Origin of the sequence: Chitinophaga sp., assembly GCF_039596135.1 — a bacterium.
Taxonomy (GTDB): domain Bacteria; phylum Bacteroidota; class Bacteroidia; order Chitinophagales; family Chitinophagaceae; genus Chitinophaga.
Window position 1 is genome coordinate 19,222 of record NZ_JBCNKH010000018.1, and the last position, 16,741, is coordinate 35,962.

Here is a 16,741-nt window from a genome sequence, read left to right on the forward strand (position 1 = left end):
TTATTATAACGCTATCATGATTAGTGCACTAAAAGGTCACTTAAAGGTCACTTCAATATCGAAAGGGATATTGAAGTGACCTTTTGGTGATCTTTTGGCAGCGACTTATCAGTATCAGTAACCTGTATTCTGGGTCAACTGACCATTAGACGCCAATATCTCAGCTCTTGGTATTGGCAGCCAATAGTTCTTGTCTGCAAACAAACGTCCGGCCAGTGCTGTCTTCCTGGTATAGGTATACACACCGTTTGATTTGGTGATCGTCATACCATAAGCAGGCACATTCTCTGTAGTAGATGCAATCTTCCATCTTCTCACATCATAAAAACGGTGCTCTTCAAATGCCAGTTCCACCTGTCTTTCCCGCTGAATAGCTGTTCTCATTTCTGCCTGTGTCATTCCCGTAGCCAATGCCGGCTGGTTTACACTGCTACGCTGACGAACCTGGTTCACAGCTGCATACACAGATGCATCTGGTCCCGCTGCTTCATTCTGGGCTTCTGCATAGTTCAGCAGTATTTCTGCATAGCGGAAATAAATCCATGGTTGTAATCCTGCCACATTCCATGGGTTGTCAATCGGGTTGTTATCGTCCATGAACTTCTTCAGGTAATATCCTGTCTTGGAAGTATTCCAGTTAGAATTACCATCCTTGCTATCCTTACCACCTGGTGTAAATGTTTCTACGGCACGGCCTCTATAAGTAGCTCCATTGTATAGGATAGTAGCATAGAAACGGGCATCCCTGTTAGCATAAGGGTTGGCTGCATCATAGCCAGAAGCCGCATCTGTAATAGGAAGACCATTATTCATTTCATACGCATCCACCATATTCTGTAATGGTGTATTACCTGCCCAGCCACCATAACCATTTGGCCCGTTGGAAATTTCAAGACAGGTATGTCTTGTACCAGTTACATATAGTCTTTCGAAAATGATTTCTTTACTCGCAGAGTTCTTAAACAATCCACCATAATCTGCATCGATTGAATACTGCCCCAGATCCATCACAGCTTTTGCTGCTGCAGCTGCATTTGCCCAGGTACCTACATTGTAGAGCGGACTTGCAGCATACAGTGCCAGTCTTGATTTCAGCGCCAGTGCCGCGCCTTTGGTAGCACGACCCAATGCCCATGAATCATCATTTACTGACGGTAAATAATAAGCAGCTGAATCCATTTCCTTGATGGCATAATCCATACAGGTCTGCAGGGATGCACGGGTATACAATGAAGCATCACTCAGGTTATCTTCCAGGTTATACACACTATCACCTACCATCACCACACCGCCATAGTTACGAATCAGATCCTGGTAGCGGAAACCACGGATGAAGTGTAATTCACCCCTCAGCTTATTACGCAGCCCTTCACTCATCGGCACAGCGGCAATATTGTTCAGTGCATAGTTTACTTCCCTGATGCTACGATAGCTTCTGGCCCATAGTGTGCCGGTGATACCTGTATTCTCAGGTGCCAGCAAACCCTGTTGTACCAGCCAGGTATTATCATCATTATTATAAATTGATTCATCTGTGAGGGAGCTCCACATCGCATATTCAAATCCTCTTCCAAAACCCGGAGGCGTACCTTCCGCTTCTTTGTCCTGGAGCTTTACACCCATGTAACGGTTGATCACATAGTCTACAAACAAAAGGGAGTCAGACAACACTGCCACGTCAGACACGCGGTCCGTAGGCACGATATCCAGGTAATTCTTCTTGCAGGACACAAATCCTATCGCCAGAAGGTATATAAAATATTGAATCTTTCTCATGACTGCAATTTTTCAGAATTAAAACTTAACATTCAGCCCCAGGTTCACAATACGCTGTTGCGGATAGAACTGTCCGCTGCTGCTGTTTCCTTCCGGGTCGTAATCTTTCACTTTGGTGATGGTGAAGAGGTTGTAAGCGCTGGCATACACACGGAGTGCACTGATCTTTGCCCTGTTCAACAAGGTTGCATTGATGGTATAACCCAGTTCTACGTTTTTCAAACGCAGGAAAGAAGCATTGTTCAGCCAGAAATTGTTAGCATACAAACCACCGTTTACAGATGATGAAGCACGGGCGTCCACTCTTGGATAAGTACCATCTGTATGATTTGGACTCCAGCGGTTATCGGCCCAGCTGCTGTAGAAGTTTCCGATTGTACCTGATTCCGGCAGTACATACTGGCTTACATGTGTCTGACCTGCGAATACAACAGATGCATCGAAACCTTTGTAAGCACCATTCAGCAGTATACCATAAGTGATTTCAGGAATGTTGCCATACTTCGTTCTTGTCTGGTCGTTTGCAGTGATAGCTCCATCATTGTTGTAATCCTGGTAGATCAGGTCACCCAGTTGCGCATTTGCCAGGTGTGGATATTTATCCAGGTCTGCCTGTGTTCTGAAAATGCCGATCGCATTATATAATAAAGAGGTGTTCATCGGGCGACCAGTCTGGCGCTGATAGTCGAGTGTACCAGCAGCCTCGTCGATGTAGATGATCTTGCTCTTTGCATACGTGATGTTGGTATTGATACCATAGCGGAAACCACCTTTGGTCACGTTGCTATATCCCAGCGTAGCTTCAATACCATTATTGTTTACCTTACCAATGTTCTCTGCAGGTACCAGCGGATCAGAACCATTAGGGTTTACGATACCTGAAGTACCAGGAATAGATGCATTGCGCAATGTAAGGATGTCAGAACGTTTCTGCTGGAAGTAGATAAATTCCAGGTTGAAATGTTTCAGGAAAATCGCATTCAGACCTACGTCCAGTTTCTTCGCTACTTCCCAGGTTACATTCTGGTTAGCCAGTTTGGTCAGGTCAATACCCGCATGTACCGCATCGCCAATTACATACTGACTGTTGAAAGAGTAGTTGTCAAAGTACTGGAACAGGGCAATGTTATCATTACCCAATGAACCATAAGATCCACGGAGTTTCAGGTCATCAATAAACCTGATACCCTTAAACCAGGGCTCTTCTGAAATACGGTAACCAGCAGAGATAGATGGGAAGAAACCATACTGGTGTCCGCTTGGGAATGCAGATGATCCATCCACACGTGCCTGTGCTTCTAAGAGATATTTCTCCTGGTAGTTGTACGCCAGTCTGCCGAAATAACTCTTACGGGTATAGTTGTAGCTGTTACCTGAATTATTCTTGTCAGCAGCAGCCGGCCCACCCTGTGACAGTTCCGGTGTAGTAGATGAAGGGTAGTTCATGCGGTAAGCACCCAGTGAATCCTGGGTAGTTTTACTCTGCTCATAAGCCACGAACGCAGCGATGTTGTGCTTACCAAACTGATGTGCATAATTCAGTTTGATGTTGCTCACCATCATAGTTCTGTTTAATTGTCCTTCTGACAAAGTAGCCAGTCCGTTTGAACCGCCTACGATTGTTTTATCGTAAGCACCGGTAGTTGAATTGTAGTTATATACTGAATAAGGTTTGCTGAATGTCTTTATAAAACTCCAGGATTTATCTATAGAGTAAAATCCATCCAGTGACAAACCTTCTACCCCGGGAATCTGGTAAGCACCTTTCAGTACACCATTGAATACCTGTGTAGGGTTGCGGGTAGTACCACCTATGCTGGTGCCTATCAGTGCAGGGTTGCTACCTTCAATACCATAAGTAGGTAATCCATTGGAATAGTAAGGTGCTATAGTAGGATACGCCCTGTAGATAGCGCGGAAAATGTCGCCGGCACCGGTTACAGGGAAGTTACGATCTTCCTCTCTGCCGGAGAGGTACAGGCTTACTTTCAGTCGTTTGGTCACATCCGCATCGATGTTGGAACGGAAGTTATACTGGTTGTATTTTGTTGCCCCATGTTTATATAATCCATCCTGGCTAATGGTACCCAGGGATGCATAATACCTTACATTATCAGTACCACCGCTTACTGACAGGTTATGTTGCTGCTGTGATGCTGATTTTTTCAGTACCACTTTCTGCCAGTCAGTGTTCGGGTAGTTCTGCGGGTCACTACCATCTTTGAATTTCTGAATTTCTGCATCAGTATAATACTGGTTCATGCCACCGGTTGGATTGGTGTAGTACGCAATCTCATTCTGGATAGCGGCAAAAGTGGGTGCATCCGCCATTTTTGGCAGCCGGGTGGGTGAAGAAAAACCCTGGTTAAAGGTGTAATTGATCACCGGCTTACCTTGTTTACCTCTCTTGGTAGTAACGAGGATCACACCATTTGCTGCACGGCTACCGTATACTGCCGCAGAAGCGTCTTTCAGTACGCTGATGCTTTCAATATCGTTAGGGTCCAGTCTTGATAACCCACCAATCTGACCTGGCACACCATCTACCACCACCAGTACATCGTTGTTGCCGGTGGTAGCCTGACCCCTGATGTAGATGTTGGAGTTGTCATAACCTGGTTCACCGGCGCGGTTGTTGGCAATCACACCAGAGAAACGGCCTGCGAGTGAGTTAGATACGTTTGGCTGCGGACTCCTCACGATATCCGCACCTTTTACAACGGAGATAGATCCGGTCAGGGTCTCCTTTTTCTGGGTACCATAACCCACTACCACTACTTCGCCCACCTGCTGGGCTACCTCGCTCAGGGTCGCGTTCACGGCAGGACCTGCAACGGCGATTGACTGAGGCGTATAAGACATGTGATTGAAAATCAGGGTATCTCCCTGTTTAGCTGTTACGGTATAGTGACCATTGATGTCGGTCACCGCCCCCTGGTTAGTTCCTTTCACTTTCACTGTTACACCTGGAACTGGTTGCCCACCGGAAACCACCCTCCCGGAAATTTTGCCCTCCTGGGCCTGTGCAAAAAGGACAGGGAACATAAATACTAAAAGCAATGACAGTCGCAGAAACAAGGGCAACTGCCGCACGTGCCTGTGCAAGACCTTTTTCATAACGGAATTCTATTTGAATGAGTAAACGGTTGATTTTCAGTTTTTCATTGATCAACTACAGGGGCAAATTAGGGACTTTACCCCCCTTGAGAAGGGGGGTAAATCATTTAAAAGAGGGGGTAAATTCGTTCAATTACCCCTCTTTTACGACAGTAAGGTCCTGGTTAAAAGAGTGACGATATCGTTTCACATACTCTGAAGGGTTCATGCCAAACAGCTTCACAAATTGCTCTCTGAAGTACTTCACATCCCCGATTCCAACCTCAAAGGCGGCCTGGTTGATGGTGTAATCTTCCTTTATCATCAGCATCGCCGCTTTGCGAAGGCGGATAGAGCGGATAAAAGCATTGATAGTCTGGCCGGAAATGGATTTTACCTTTTTATATAAGCTGGAATGGCTCATGCCAACCGCCTGGGTAAAGGTTTTGATGGAAAACTCCTCATTTCCCAGGTTGGCTTCTACAATACTGATGCAATTATTGAGGAACTCCCGGTAGGCAGCGGGAACTTTGACAGTACTCTTTTGTAGGGTGATGCTGTCCAGGAAGTATTGGCGGAGCAGGTTCCTGTTTTTCAGGAGGGTCTGTACCTTGGCCAGCAGCAGATCTTTGTCAAACGGTTTTGTGATGTAATCGTCCGCACCTTCTTCTATCCCTTTGATTTTCAGGTCATGGGCAGAGGTCAGGAGAATTACGGGAATATGGCTCAGGGCTTCCGTGTTTTTGATCCTGTTACAAAGTTCCAGGCCATCCATACCTGGCATTTGCACATCACTGATTACGAGATCAGGCAAATGCTCCTGTACCATCGCAAAACCATCATCCCCATTTTCTGCTTCATATATTATATAATGGTCAGAAAATAACTGGCGGAGGTAAGAACGGATGTCTGCATTGTCGTCGATGCAAAGCAGCGACTTTTTCTCTGTGACCATTTCTTCCAGCTGAATCTTCTCCTCTTTTTTCACCGGCACCGTGGTTTCTTCCATCAGCTCCTGCAAAATAGCTGAGCGCTCATTGGTAGCAAAGTCATATCCGTTGAGGTGACCCATACCTTTGCGCAGGCGAATCACAAAAGTAGTACCCTCCTGCTCGCGGCTATTGTAGGTGATGGCCCCATGGTGACTCTCTATAAAGTGCTTCACCAGGTAGAGGCCAATCCCAAAACCAGTCTGGCGCCCGCCTACCCTGCTGAATTTATCAAAGATGCGGTTACCCGTGGAAATAGGAATACCACAACCAGAATCCTGGATGGATATTTCCACTTCTGTGAATAACTCACGGATTTTGAACATCACTTTTCCGCCATCAGGGGTAAATTTGAAAGCATTGGACAATAGGTTGAATAAAGCCACTTCCATTTTTTCATCGTCCACATACATTTCGATAGGAGATTGTCCACCCTCAAACTGGTAGTCGATATTTTTGAGTTTTGCCTGCTGAGAGAAGCACAAAAAGACTTCTTTACAAAGCTCCACCATGTCCAGCCGATTGATTTTCAACCTATCTCCACCTGAATCAGTTTTCCTGAACAGGAGTAACTGATCGACCAAACTAAGTAACCTACGCGCATTTCTATAGACAATACTGAGTTCCGGGTCCTGGGTGTATGCCTTAAGAGGATTGATAATCAGACTCAAAGGCGTTCTAAACTCATGTGAAATATGAGTAAAGAAAGATAACTTCCTCTCATTCAGCTCTTTTTCTTTCTCATTTTCCAGATGCGCCAGGCGAATTTCATAATCGAGGCGTTCCTGCCTGGAGCGATAACGCATGAAAGTGTATAAAAGTCCGCCTATCACCACAGTATATAATAGGTATGCCCACCAGCTTCTGTACCAGGGTGGCAGTACGATAATACGGATGGTACTGATCTCAGAGCCCCAGCGGCCCTCGGCATTGGTGGCTTTGATTTTGAAAATATAAGTACCTTCCTGCAGACGGGTATAAGTGGCGGTGCGCGATTCACCCACATAGTTCCATTGCTTATCCCAGCCTTCCAGGCGGTAGGCGTAATTGATTTTGTCAGGAGAGGTGTATTCCAGGGCCACGAAGTCCATAGAAATAGCGGCTTTGTCATAAGGGATCCGCAATTCCTCTACGTTTTCAAGGGCGCTTTTGGAAATGTACTTCCCTTCCTGTTCCACAGGGGTGTTGTTAATTCTTATGCCTGTGAGGAAAACAGCCGGCACCGTCGTCTGGTCGTAAATGCTGTCAGGATAAAAAACATTGAAACCTTTGATGCCCCCGAACATACATTCGCCGGTGCGGAGTTTAAGGGCAGCGTTGTAGCTGAACTGGTTACTTTGCAGCCCATCAGATTGTGAAAAGCTGCGGCAGACTTTTGTCTTCGGGTCAAATCTGGCCAGTCCGTTGAAGGTGCTGAGCCAAAGATCGCCCCTGTTATCTTCAATGATACGAAGAATGGCGTTGCTGGGTAAACCGTCTGTTTCTGTATAGCGAATATAGCGGCCGGTTTGCTGGTTGAATTGTAATAAGCCTCCGCCATCGGTGCCTACCCAGAAGTTGCCCTGCTTATCCTCATGAATACTGCGAACGGTGTAACCGATGTGGAAAAACTTGTGTTGTTTGTGCACCCGGTCTATGGAGATCAGGTCCTGGTAGTTACCACCCCATAAGTGTCCCTGGGCATCTTCTGCCAGGCACTGAATATTCACAAGATTATTGTCAAAGAGTTCAAACTGGTTGGTGGTTCTGTTAAAAGTATAGAGGGTACCATTATTGGTGGTACTGGCCCATATATGTTTTTGCGCATCTTCATATACTACCCATACATTGTTTTCAGTAGCGTTGGTCACGGGGTTGTTGCAATGAAAATGCTCAAAGGTATTGCTACCTTTTTTGTATCGGTTGATGCCGCCGAACCAGGTGGAAACCCATATATCATCCTGCGCATCGCGGAGAATGCAGGTGATGAAGTTGCTGCTGATGGCGTTGGGCCTGGCAGCGTCGGCAGTGAAAGCAGTGAATTGATTATGGGGCCTGTCCCAGTGTTTGAGCCCACCGCCATCGGTGCCGATCCAGATGTCGTTGTTATCACCTTCGCAAAAAGAGAGGATGAAGTTGCACACGGTATTTTCCCCATTAAAGCGATGAAGTTCGAACGGGTTGCGGCGGGGTACGACGATACTGATACCTGCTCTTAAAGTGCCGACCCACATACGACCCTCCCTGTCTTCGTATACGGCATAAACAGCATTACTGTTCAATTGACACTTATTAATATTTTCACGCGAAGAGACAATGAAGACACCTGCCCCATCGGAAGCCACCCAGATCCGGCCATTTTTGTCTATGCAGAGGCCTACTACTTTGTTGTGAGTCTGGATGTAGTTTTCAGAGTAAGTATTACTGGAGAGTTCGTAACGAAAGAGACCGTTGTCAGTGCCCAACCATAGTCCACCTTGCTGGTCGCTGCGAAGACAGTTGGCCTGGCGGATGTTTTGATTGATGATTTGAAGGGATTGTGTTTGTGAATTGTATTTGCAAAGGCCGATGTCCTGTACAAATACAAAGGCGGTATTATGATCGAAGTCAATACCAGTTACTTCATAATTGGTGATGGTAGTGGTATATTGAATGATCGGCACCTGGATGCCGGCATATATATTTTCATGAAATAACAAAAGACCGTCACGTTCGGTACCTGCTAACACTGTTTTTCCGCTATCGCCGGCACGGATAATGTGGATAACGCCTATTTCGGGGCGGGGAGTGACACTCTTGTAAGGGGAAAAACGGGCAGTGGTGAATTGTTCATTGACAGGGTTGAAAACACTAATGCCTTTGCGGCCGCCGAGCCATATACGGTGCAGGTGGTCACCTTCGATAGTGAAGTTCCCATTGTCGTTCAGAGAAGTGGTATCTCCTATTTTATTGCGGAAGATGCGGAATTTGTAGCCATCGAAACGGTTGAGGCCATCATAGGTACAGATCCACATAAAGCCTTTGTAGTCCTGGTATACATTCATGACGGCGTTATTGGATAAGCCGTTTTCAATACCGAGATTTTTTATAGGTTCGTCGTTGGCATACAGCGTTATGTATAAAAAGCAGCAACAGAACGGCAGTAGCATCCGGATCAATAATTTCATAACGTGCGCGTTTTGATGGAATGTAAAATAAGGAATGTTTTCAAATTATACCGACGATTTTCGTCAGTCTGATGCGGAAGAAATTAAACTGATATACCTGATCTCATTACGCAATCCATATTATCATTAGGAGGAAACTTAATAACGCCAGGAGCAAACACCCCCTGGGGCTACACTGCCGTCATTGCAGATCCCGACGGCAGAAAAATTGAATTGGTCCAGTCTACCTATCCCGCTCTCTAAGCGGGAAATAATGTGATACCGCCCATATTATTTTACCCAACACCTCTTCGGGTAAATCCGGCTTTGTCTCAAAAATTGGGTCCTGGCCTTTGTGTCTTAATAATAAAAACTCATCTTCCTTGAAGCGTATACGCATATGCGGAGTGCCCTGCAACTTCCTCATATAAATAACAGCGCTATCAATCGTGATTTTGCGTCCCGTCATAATAAATTCGCATTAAGGATATAGGATGGGGGGTGCCATTTATAACCTGTAAGTGTCGTTTTGGTTTTAACATGCCTGAATTGATCGGACTACAATTAACTTGCAGTAGCTCACTCGAATATTCACCTCATAACCTGGCCGAATGTAAATCTTTTTCTCAAATCTTGGGCGATCACCCAATAAATATTTTACCCAATTGCCTCAACTTGGTTGCCGCAAGAAAATGGCTCCTGAACAGGCAAAAATATTAATCGTATTCGGCAATAACCTTCGGCAACTCCGAAAGGATAGGCAGCTTACGTTACTTGACCTGGAAGTGAGCAGCGGCGTGAATCAGGGAGATATTTCGAGAATTGAAAACGGGAAGAAAAATTTGAGTATTACAACCTTGTATAAGTTAGCAAAAGGATTGGATATGCACCCCTCAAAATTATTATCAATTTCTTTTCCTTAAAGTAATTTTGAAACGCAAAAAATCATCCTGTAGTAAGCGTTGCTTTTATTGGTATCAATGCCTGAACCGCAATGGATTCATTGACCTCATCCAATTTCCATCATGCAATTTCCGCTGATGCAATATAAATCCAATCACAATCAATATACCTGCCACACCTTCTGCAAACACCACTGCACTCACTCCTAACCGCTCCGCCAGGCTCCCCATTATCAAACTCCCAATCGGCAACACACCCTGGTACGCCATGATGTAATAACTCAATGTCCTTGCCCTCATTTCAGAAGATGCATGCGTTTGCAAATACGTATTAATCGCAGAGTTCTGTACCATCAAACCCGCACCCGTAAACCCTGTCGCTACCAATGCCAGCCAGATATGAGAAGAGAATCCCAAACAAACCACCGCCACTGCAAATAAAACACTGGAGAAAATAGTCAATTGATTCAGGTTGCGTCCCGGCCTTAACATCGCCATATAAACCGCACCAAACAATGCACCTAAACCCGCCGCACTCTCAAACCAGCTAAACGTTGTTGCATTACCATGAAACACATCTTTTGCAATCGCAGGTAACAAGGTAGTATATGGAATCACCAGCAAACTGGAGGCTGCCAGCATCAATATCAGTGAAGACAAATCAGGAGACTCACGCAAATAATCATATCCTTTCTTCAAATCTGCCCATATATTCTCTTCTGATTTCTCCTGTTGTTTAATCTTCAGTTTCATCTGCAATAAACAACCAATCACAAAGAAGAAACTCAAAAAGTTGATCAGGAAACAAATATCTTCTCCAAAAGCACTCAGTATAAAACCAGCAAATGCAGGCCCTACCAACCTCGCCGCATTAAATGCAGAAGAGTTCAACGCGATGGCATTGGGCAGATCTTCCCTATCATCCACCAGGTCTACCATCAGTGACTGACGGGCCGTAGTATCAAACGTATTAATAATCCCCTGGGCCAGACTCAGGGTGGCAATCATCATAATATTATAATAGCTTAACCAAACAATGAGCGCCAGTATTCCTGCCTGTACCATGAGGCCGGTCTGGGTAATGAACACTACTTTGTATTTATCATGCCTGTCAATAAAGCTGCCGGCATAAGGCGCCAGAACGAGGGAAGGGATTAAACTTAAAAAGGTCACCAGTCCTAATAAAAAGGTAGAGCCCGTGATCCGGTATACTAACCAGCTGATAGCTACCCTTTGCATCCAGGTACCGATAAGGGAAACGGACTGACCTGTGAAGTGTAATCTGAAGTTTTTATGTTTAAGTGAACGAAATATGGATGAATTGCTTAATAATGACCTTACTATCCTCATATGCCAAACTAAATTGATAAAGTTACTTTACAAAAGTACAACTTTTTTCCCAAACAGATCAGCTAAATCACTGTTAAATCCGCCTGTGGGAAATTCAGAAAAACTAAAGTACCTTTGTAAAATGTCTAAAACCTATGAGGTAGCTGCAGCTTTGCGCAGTACCGTCACCCGCCTTACCAGGCAACTGCGAAAACAAAATATCTCCTCCGCATTCTCCAATGCCGAGCTGCTCACCATGGGTCTGCTCGATCAGCATGGCAGTATGCTCCCTTCTGCCCTGGCAGACCTGGAACGCATCTCCGCACAGGCTATCTCCCAGATTATCAACAAATTAGTAGAAACAGGTGTCGTAGACCGCACCACCGACGAGTCAGATAAACGAAAAGTGCTCATCACCCTTACCGAAAACGGTAAGAAACACCTCGAAGAAAACCGCCGGATCAAGGAAGAATGGCTCGTAAAAGCAATGGACAACGTCTTCTCCACAGAAGAGCTTGCGCTCATCGAAGCATTCCTCCCCCTCCTCCAAAGATTAACCGAATACAACGGATAACAACCACTTAATAAGCAGCCCTATCCAAAAATAAAATTATAAATGCCCTATACGTTATAATATACTTATATTTGTAAAATCAATAGTTTAAATCAGAAATTACAGGCAATCAGATACTTTAGTGTCTAAATTGACATGGGCATAAGTCAGCAAATGTCAGATTGTAGTAAAACAATGTTATTTCATCTGTTTCCGGGAACCCCTGTGCAGAAGATTAGCTTGATTATTTATCCGATCCTAGATCCTATGATGACTATGAAACATCTATTTACGCTTCTTCTATTATGCTCTTTGTCCACCACTTCCATTCTGGCTCAGAATTACAAACAGGAGTTCGAAAAATTATGTGAACAGGGGGATACGGTAAAACAAAAGAAATTGTTAGAAAAGTGGGAGAAAAGCCGTCCTAACGATGCCGAACTGTATATTGCCTATTTCAATTTCTACGTAAGCAGAAGTAAAACTGAAATTGTTACCAAAGTAACCCACCCCGACGCTGACAAAAAACCCAAAGCCAAAAAGCAAACAGGATACACCAGCGAAATCGGTTACAGGGCTGATCCACTGGGTAAAGGTTTCAAATACATCAACGCCGGCATCGCCAAATACCCCGACCGCCTCGATATGCGCTTCGGTAAAGTATACATGCTGGGCGAAACTTTCAAATACGCCGCCCTTACTCAGGAACTGGTCAACGTATTGAACTACTCCACCACCATCCAGAACAAATGGAAATGGACAGACAACAAACCCCTGGAAAAACCGGAAGAATTTATGCTCAGCGCTATCCAGGAATACGTAGCCACCATCTACAACTCCGGCAAAAGCCAGGCAGACAATATGAAGGAAATAGCCGAAACCGTACTGAAATACTATCCTAAACACGTGGAAAGCCTGTCAGATCTCGGTATCGTCTATACCATGAAAGGAGACCTCAACATGGCACTGAGATACTTCCTCAAAGCAAGCGCTATAGAGCCGAAAGACTTTATCGTACTCAACAACATCGCAAACATCTACAATAAAAAGAAAGATACTACCAATGCCGTAAAGTACTACGAACAGGCATTGAAATACGGGGACACTGAAGCAAAGGAACTTGCTAACAAAGAACTGAAAAGACTAGCCAGGAAACCAGCTGCAACCAGCACTGCTGCAAAAACAAAAACAACTGCAACAGCAAAAAAACCAGCCGCTACCTCCACAAATAAAAAGGCCCCTAAGAAAAAATCTTAAGGACCTTTAAATGTGTTTACACGACGTTCTTTTACTTGATAGATTGTAAAAGACTACAGAACTCTAACTTCTGATCCGATGTAAGGAAGGAGTTAGCTATTGTTTCATTGATTAAGTCACTGGTAAGAGAGAATTCATCATAAAGATCATTCTGTTCTACACCGTACTTTTTAGCGGTGGAAAATCTTACGGCCATTAAGATCTCTTTTGAGGGAACCTTTTTTTCTACCAGCAACGGTCGGATGGAATACAACATTTCATTATTGGCAATTTCCAACTTTTTGACATAGTCAGTCTTGCCATTTTTGGAAAAGAAATGTCGTGTCAATAAAAAGACAATCAAGGAAGCCAAAATTCCAAAGATTGCTACGTAAACAGTGCTGTCTTGTAAGTGTATCATAGGTAAACTAAAAATGAACGTATTAATACATTCAAAATATACACAATATATGGAGGACTAGTTCCATAAAATCCTATGATCCAACTACGATTTATATAATAAATAACTGGATATCAATATGATTCCAGGAAACTATTATTTCCGAACCTGAGTACTGGTACTTAAAAGCAAACGAGCGCATTTAAAAATGAGGCTTATCCCCCATCTCCAATTCCAATGTACCACCTCCCATCAAATCTTTATGCGTAAAAAATAAATCCTTTAATTCCTTCCCGTTCATCTTCACACTTTGTACATATTTGTTCACCACAGAACAATTATGTGCCACCATTGTAAAATCCTTCCCATTCTCCAAATGCACCACCACCTTACTAAACACAGGACTCCCAATTGTATACACCGGCTCACCCGCCGTAACCGGGTAAAACCCCATCGATGAAAACACCACAAACGCACTCATCCCACCTCCATCTTCATCTCCCGGTATCCCAAACTCATTGTCCTTAAACCATATATCCAGCAGTGACCTTATCAACCGCTGCGTTTTCCATCCCTTCCCTATGTAGTTATATAAGTACGGAATATGAAAACCCGGCTCATTCCCCATCGAATACTGCCCTATCAACCCCGTCGCATCCGGAAACTTAGCCCAGAACTGGTACCGCTGCCTGCCCAGGTCCGCATGAAACAGTGCATCCAACCTTTGCTCAAACCCCTGCTCCCCTCCCATCAGCCGAATCAATGCCGGAATATTAAAAGGTACCTGCCATTGATACGTCCAGCCATTATTCTCATCATAATAATCCCTGCCCCCAGGTCCGCCATCCCACCCCGGATCAATATCTATCCACTCCCCTTTCTCATCTTTCGGCATAAAAAACCCCTTCTCTCCATTCCACAAATTCATGTATGCGCCTGCCCGCGCATCAAAAAACACCGCGTCACTGTCATGCTTCAATTCCTTCGCCAGCTGGCCCAGCGCCCAGTCATCATAACTATGCCCCAACGTCACCGCTACCGACTGCCTTTTCTCAAACGTATCTACAGCCACTACTGTTTCTTTCTCACCGGGATGCAATGCCGGGTAATACCCATTCTTTGCATAAAATACATCCAACGACGTTAGTTCTCCATTTCTCCAGGGCAACATCGTTGCCTGCAATGCATTCTTCTTCATCCCCGCATATGCTTTCTCCACATCTGCTATATGCAGCCCCTTTCTATACGCATCTAAAAATACAATCGTGGAATGAAATCCATTCATACACGGATGGTCTCCATACACCCTCGGAAACGTAGGCATCCACCCGCTCTGCTCATACATCCGTACATAAGATGCTAACATATCTTCCTCCTGGTGCGGATGCAGGATCATTCTTAAAGGATGCATTGCCTGGTATGTATCCCACGTGGCATCGTCCACATAAAAAGGTCGTACATCTGCATGCACCTGTTTATCAAAACCACTGTAATAAGCTCCCTCCTCACTGATATTCACCATGCGCTCGTGACACCTGTACAGCGCTGTAAAAAACGAACGGCGCTGCGCTTCTGTCCCACCTTCCACACTGACCTGGTTCATCACATTATGCCATGCAGCTGCCGCTGTTTTCCTGATCTTCTCAAATCCTTTTCCCGCCAGCTCCTGCTCAAAACTCACTTTCGCAGCTGCTACACTGATGTAAGAGATCGCATACTTTAAAGAGACAACGCTATCTTTAAAAGCCATCGAAGCATCGTACGGCGAATCAAACTGCCCATATAAATACACCTTCGTATCGCCATGATACACACTCGTTCCTGAAATCTCCCCATCCCCATTCAGCACCCAGCAATCCACAGGTGACAACAATACGCGATGTGGAGCATGTGCAGGATACGTAAACCTGTACATACCGCATTTTCGCCCCGGTGCATATTCTACCCGGATCTGATCGCGTACCAGCCAGTTACAATAATACCATGGATGAATTTCTTCCAACTCATGGTCATACAGTTGTTTTCTTTCCCATCGTGTACTATCCGTCACAGGTTTGATACAAAACACTTCTCCCTGGTTATGGCCTACTACCTGTAATGGAAATGCAGTGATCTGATCATCAGTATAATCCTTTCGTATAGGATACACCCTGATCATCTGGTTGGGTCGGTGCAATTGTGGTTTAGTGGTCTGTAATAATGGTGAGATATTACCAATTGTTGGGTCTATATATTGCTCGTTTCCTGCTGGCGCTGCCGGGCGGCAACAGCACAGCAATAAAAGTGGAATAAGTACAGCAGGTCGCACAAATTATTATTGAAGGAATAAGACAAAAAAAAAGCTCCCTCCCAATGGGAGGGAGCCGGGTTTCCGTAAAACTGTCTGAATTTATTTATAGCTAATCACCGCCATTACAGGAAAGTGATCTGATGGCTCTCTGGCAGTGAACTTTTCCAAACCCACTTCTTTCGGGAAGTTGCCGGAATCAGTCTTAGTTACATCCGCACCTTTACTGCGATAAGAATCTGTCAGTATACCATACTTCTCTACTTTAAACTGTTTGGTCAGGAAGATGTGATCAATACGGCTGTTAGTCATGCTATTTGGCTTAAAGGCATTGAATGTACCATTCAGCGCATAGCGGATGGCAGTGGTTTCATATGCATCTTTCAGTAAACCCGAAGTATTGATCAGCTGGTAAGATTCACTGGTCTGATCTACGTTGAAATCACCTGTCAGGATAGTAGGTGTGGCACCTGCCATCGTCCTGATCTTCGCCATTACCAGCTTAGCACTTTCGGCTCTCGCTACCACACCAATATGATCCATGTGAAGATTGAAGAAGAAGAAAGTAAAACCGGTTTTTATTTCCTTAAACTTACCCCAGGAGCAAATTCTTGGCAGCACCGCATCCCATCCTTTATTAGGCTTGTCAGTCACTGTAGACATCCAGAAATCTCCCTTTTCCAGCAGTTTAAATTTAGCAGTGTTATAGAAGATAGCAGAATGTTCTCCTTTGTCATGTCCATCATCACGACCTACACCGATGTAAGCATAACCGGGCAGACTGTCCTTGATATTTTCCAGCTGATCTTTCAGGCACTCCTGTGTACCAAAGATATCAAAGCCATGAAAACGTATCAACGACGTGATCACCGGATAACGTTGCTGCCAGCCATCGCCACGCTCTACATCCCCATTGTCACGGTTGTTGTTGCGCATGTTGTAAGTGCCTACCGTAAATTGCTGTGCCATCACAGCTGTAGTCATTACGGCAAAGCCTACCATCATTAAGAACCATTTTTTCATCTGCATCTATTTTATGAAATAATAA

Annotated in this window: 10 protein-coding genes; 2 read left to right on the forward strand and 8 right to left on the reverse strand. The window is 44.7% G+C overall.

Annotated elements, in window-relative coordinates; translation table 11 throughout:
• Positions 1 to 114: 114 nt before the first annotated feature.
• The 5 genes from ABDW16_RS13245 to ABDW16_RS13265 form a co-directional block, all read right to left on the reverse strand.
• Complete coding sequence (locus ABDW16_RS13245) at positions 115 to 1,776, reverse strand: RagB/SusD family nutrient uptake outer membrane protein (protein WP_343670333.1); 1,662 nt, start codon at positions 1,774 to 1,776, stop codon at positions 115 to 117.
• Positions 1,777 to 1,794: 18 nt separating this feature from the next.
• Complete coding sequence (locus ABDW16_RS13250) at positions 1,795 to 4,893, reverse strand: TonB-dependent receptor (RefSeq protein WP_343670334.1); 3,099 nt, start codon at positions 4,891 to 4,893, stop codon at positions 1,795 to 1,797.
• A 133-nt stretch (positions 4,894 to 5,026) separates the two neighbouring features.
• Positions 5,027 to 9,007, reverse strand: a complete 3,981-nt coding sequence (locus ABDW16_RS13255) for a two-component regulator propeller domain-containing protein (RefSeq protein ID WP_343670336.1) — start codon at positions 9,005 to 9,007, stop codon at positions 5,027 to 5,029.
• 223 nt (positions 9,008 to 9,230) lie between these two features.
• Positions 9,231 to 9,455 carry a hypothetical protein gene (locus tag ABDW16_RS13260; RefSeq protein ID WP_343670337.1) on the reverse strand — a complete coding sequence of 75 codons (225 nt, stop codon included), beginning with the start codon at positions 9,453 to 9,455 and terminating at the stop codon, positions 9,231 to 9,233.
• Between the two features lie 508 nt (positions 9,456 to 9,963).
• The gene (locus ABDW16_RS13265) at positions 9,964 to 11,238 is read right to left on the reverse strand and encodes an MFS transporter (RefSeq protein WP_343670338.1); all 1,275 of its coding nucleotides are present in this window, start codon (positions 11,236 to 11,238) and stop codon (positions 9,964 to 9,966) included.
• A gap of 121 nt (positions 11,239 to 11,359) precedes the next feature.
• Here ABDW16_RS13265 and ABDW16_RS13270 point away from each other — a divergent pair, with 121 nt between their 5' ends.
• On the forward strand, positions 11,360 to 11,791 hold the full coding sequence (locus ABDW16_RS13270; RefSeq protein ID WP_343670339.1) for a MarR family transcriptional regulator: 432 nt from the start codon (positions 11,360 to 11,362) through the stop codon (positions 11,789 to 11,791).
• A 255-nt stretch (positions 11,792 to 12,046) separates the two neighbouring features.
• Positions 12,047 to 13,027, forward strand: a complete 981-nt coding sequence (locus ABDW16_RS13275) for a tetratricopeptide repeat protein (RefSeq protein ID WP_343670340.1) — start codon at positions 12,047 to 12,049, stop codon at positions 13,025 to 13,027.
• Between the two features lie 31 nt (positions 13,028 to 13,058).
• On the opposite strand, the gene ABDW16_RS13280 is transcribed toward ABDW16_RS13275, so the two are convergent.
• From ABDW16_RS13280 to ABDW16_RS13290, 3 genes are all read right to left on the reverse strand, one after another.
• Positions 13,059 to 13,427, reverse strand: a complete 369-nt coding sequence (locus tag ABDW16_RS13280; RefSeq protein ID WP_343670341.1) for a hypothetical protein — start codon at positions 13,425 to 13,427, stop codon at positions 13,059 to 13,061.
• Between the two features lie 181 nt (positions 13,428 to 13,608).
• Positions 13,609 to 15,714 (reverse strand): GH92 family glycosyl hydrolase, encoded by a 2,106-nt coding sequence (locus ABDW16_RS13285; RefSeq protein WP_343670342.1) that lies wholly within the window; start codon positions 15,712 to 15,714, stop codon positions 13,609 to 13,611.
• Positions 15,715 to 15,795: 81 nt separating this feature from the next.
• A complete protein-coding gene (locus ABDW16_RS13290) occupies positions 15,796 to 16,716 on the reverse strand; it encodes an endonuclease/exonuclease/phosphatase family protein (protein WP_343670343.1) in 921 nt (306 codons plus the stop codon).
• Positions 16,717 to 16,741 lie beyond the last annotated feature (25 nt).

What these genes read in the sequence shown, in the direction of transcription:
- ABDW16_RS13275 (WP_343670340.1), top strand. Translation starts at nt 12,047, where the DNA reads ATGAAACATCTATTTACGCTTCTTCTATTATGCTCTTTGTCCACCACT.
- ABDW16_RS13255 (WP_343670336.1), bottom strand. Translation starts at nt 9,007, where the DNA reads ATGAAATTATTGATCCGGATGCTACTGCCGTTCTGTTGCTGCTTTTTA.
- ABDW16_RS13290 (WP_343670343.1), bottom strand. Translation starts at nt 16,716, where the DNA reads ATGAAAAAATGGTTCTTAATGATGGTAGGCTTTGCCGTAATGACTACA.
- ABDW16_RS13270 (WP_343670339.1), top strand. Translation starts at nt 11,360, where the DNA reads ATGTCTAAAACCTATGAGGTAGCTGCAGCTTTGCGCAGTACCGTCACC.
- ABDW16_RS13245 (WP_343670333.1), bottom strand. Translation starts at nt 1,776, where the DNA reads ATGAGAAAGATTCAATATTTTATATACCTTCTGGCGATAGGATTTGTG.
- ABDW16_RS13280 (WP_343670341.1), bottom strand. Translation starts at nt 13,427, where the DNA reads ATGATACACTTACAAGACAGCACTGTTTACGTAGCAATCTTTGGAATT.
- ABDW16_RS13250 (WP_343670334.1), bottom strand. Translation starts at nt 4,893, where the DNA reads ATGAAAAAGGTCTTGCACAGGCACGTGCGGCAGTTGCCCTTGTTTCTG.
- ABDW16_RS13265 (WP_343670338.1), bottom strand. Translation starts at nt 11,238, where the DNA reads ATGAGGATAGTAAGGTCATTATTAAGCAATTCATCCATATTTCGTTCA.
- ABDW16_RS13260 (WP_343670337.1), bottom strand. Translation starts at nt 9,455, where the DNA reads ATGACGGGACGCAAAATCACGATTGATAGCGCTGTTATTTATATGAGG.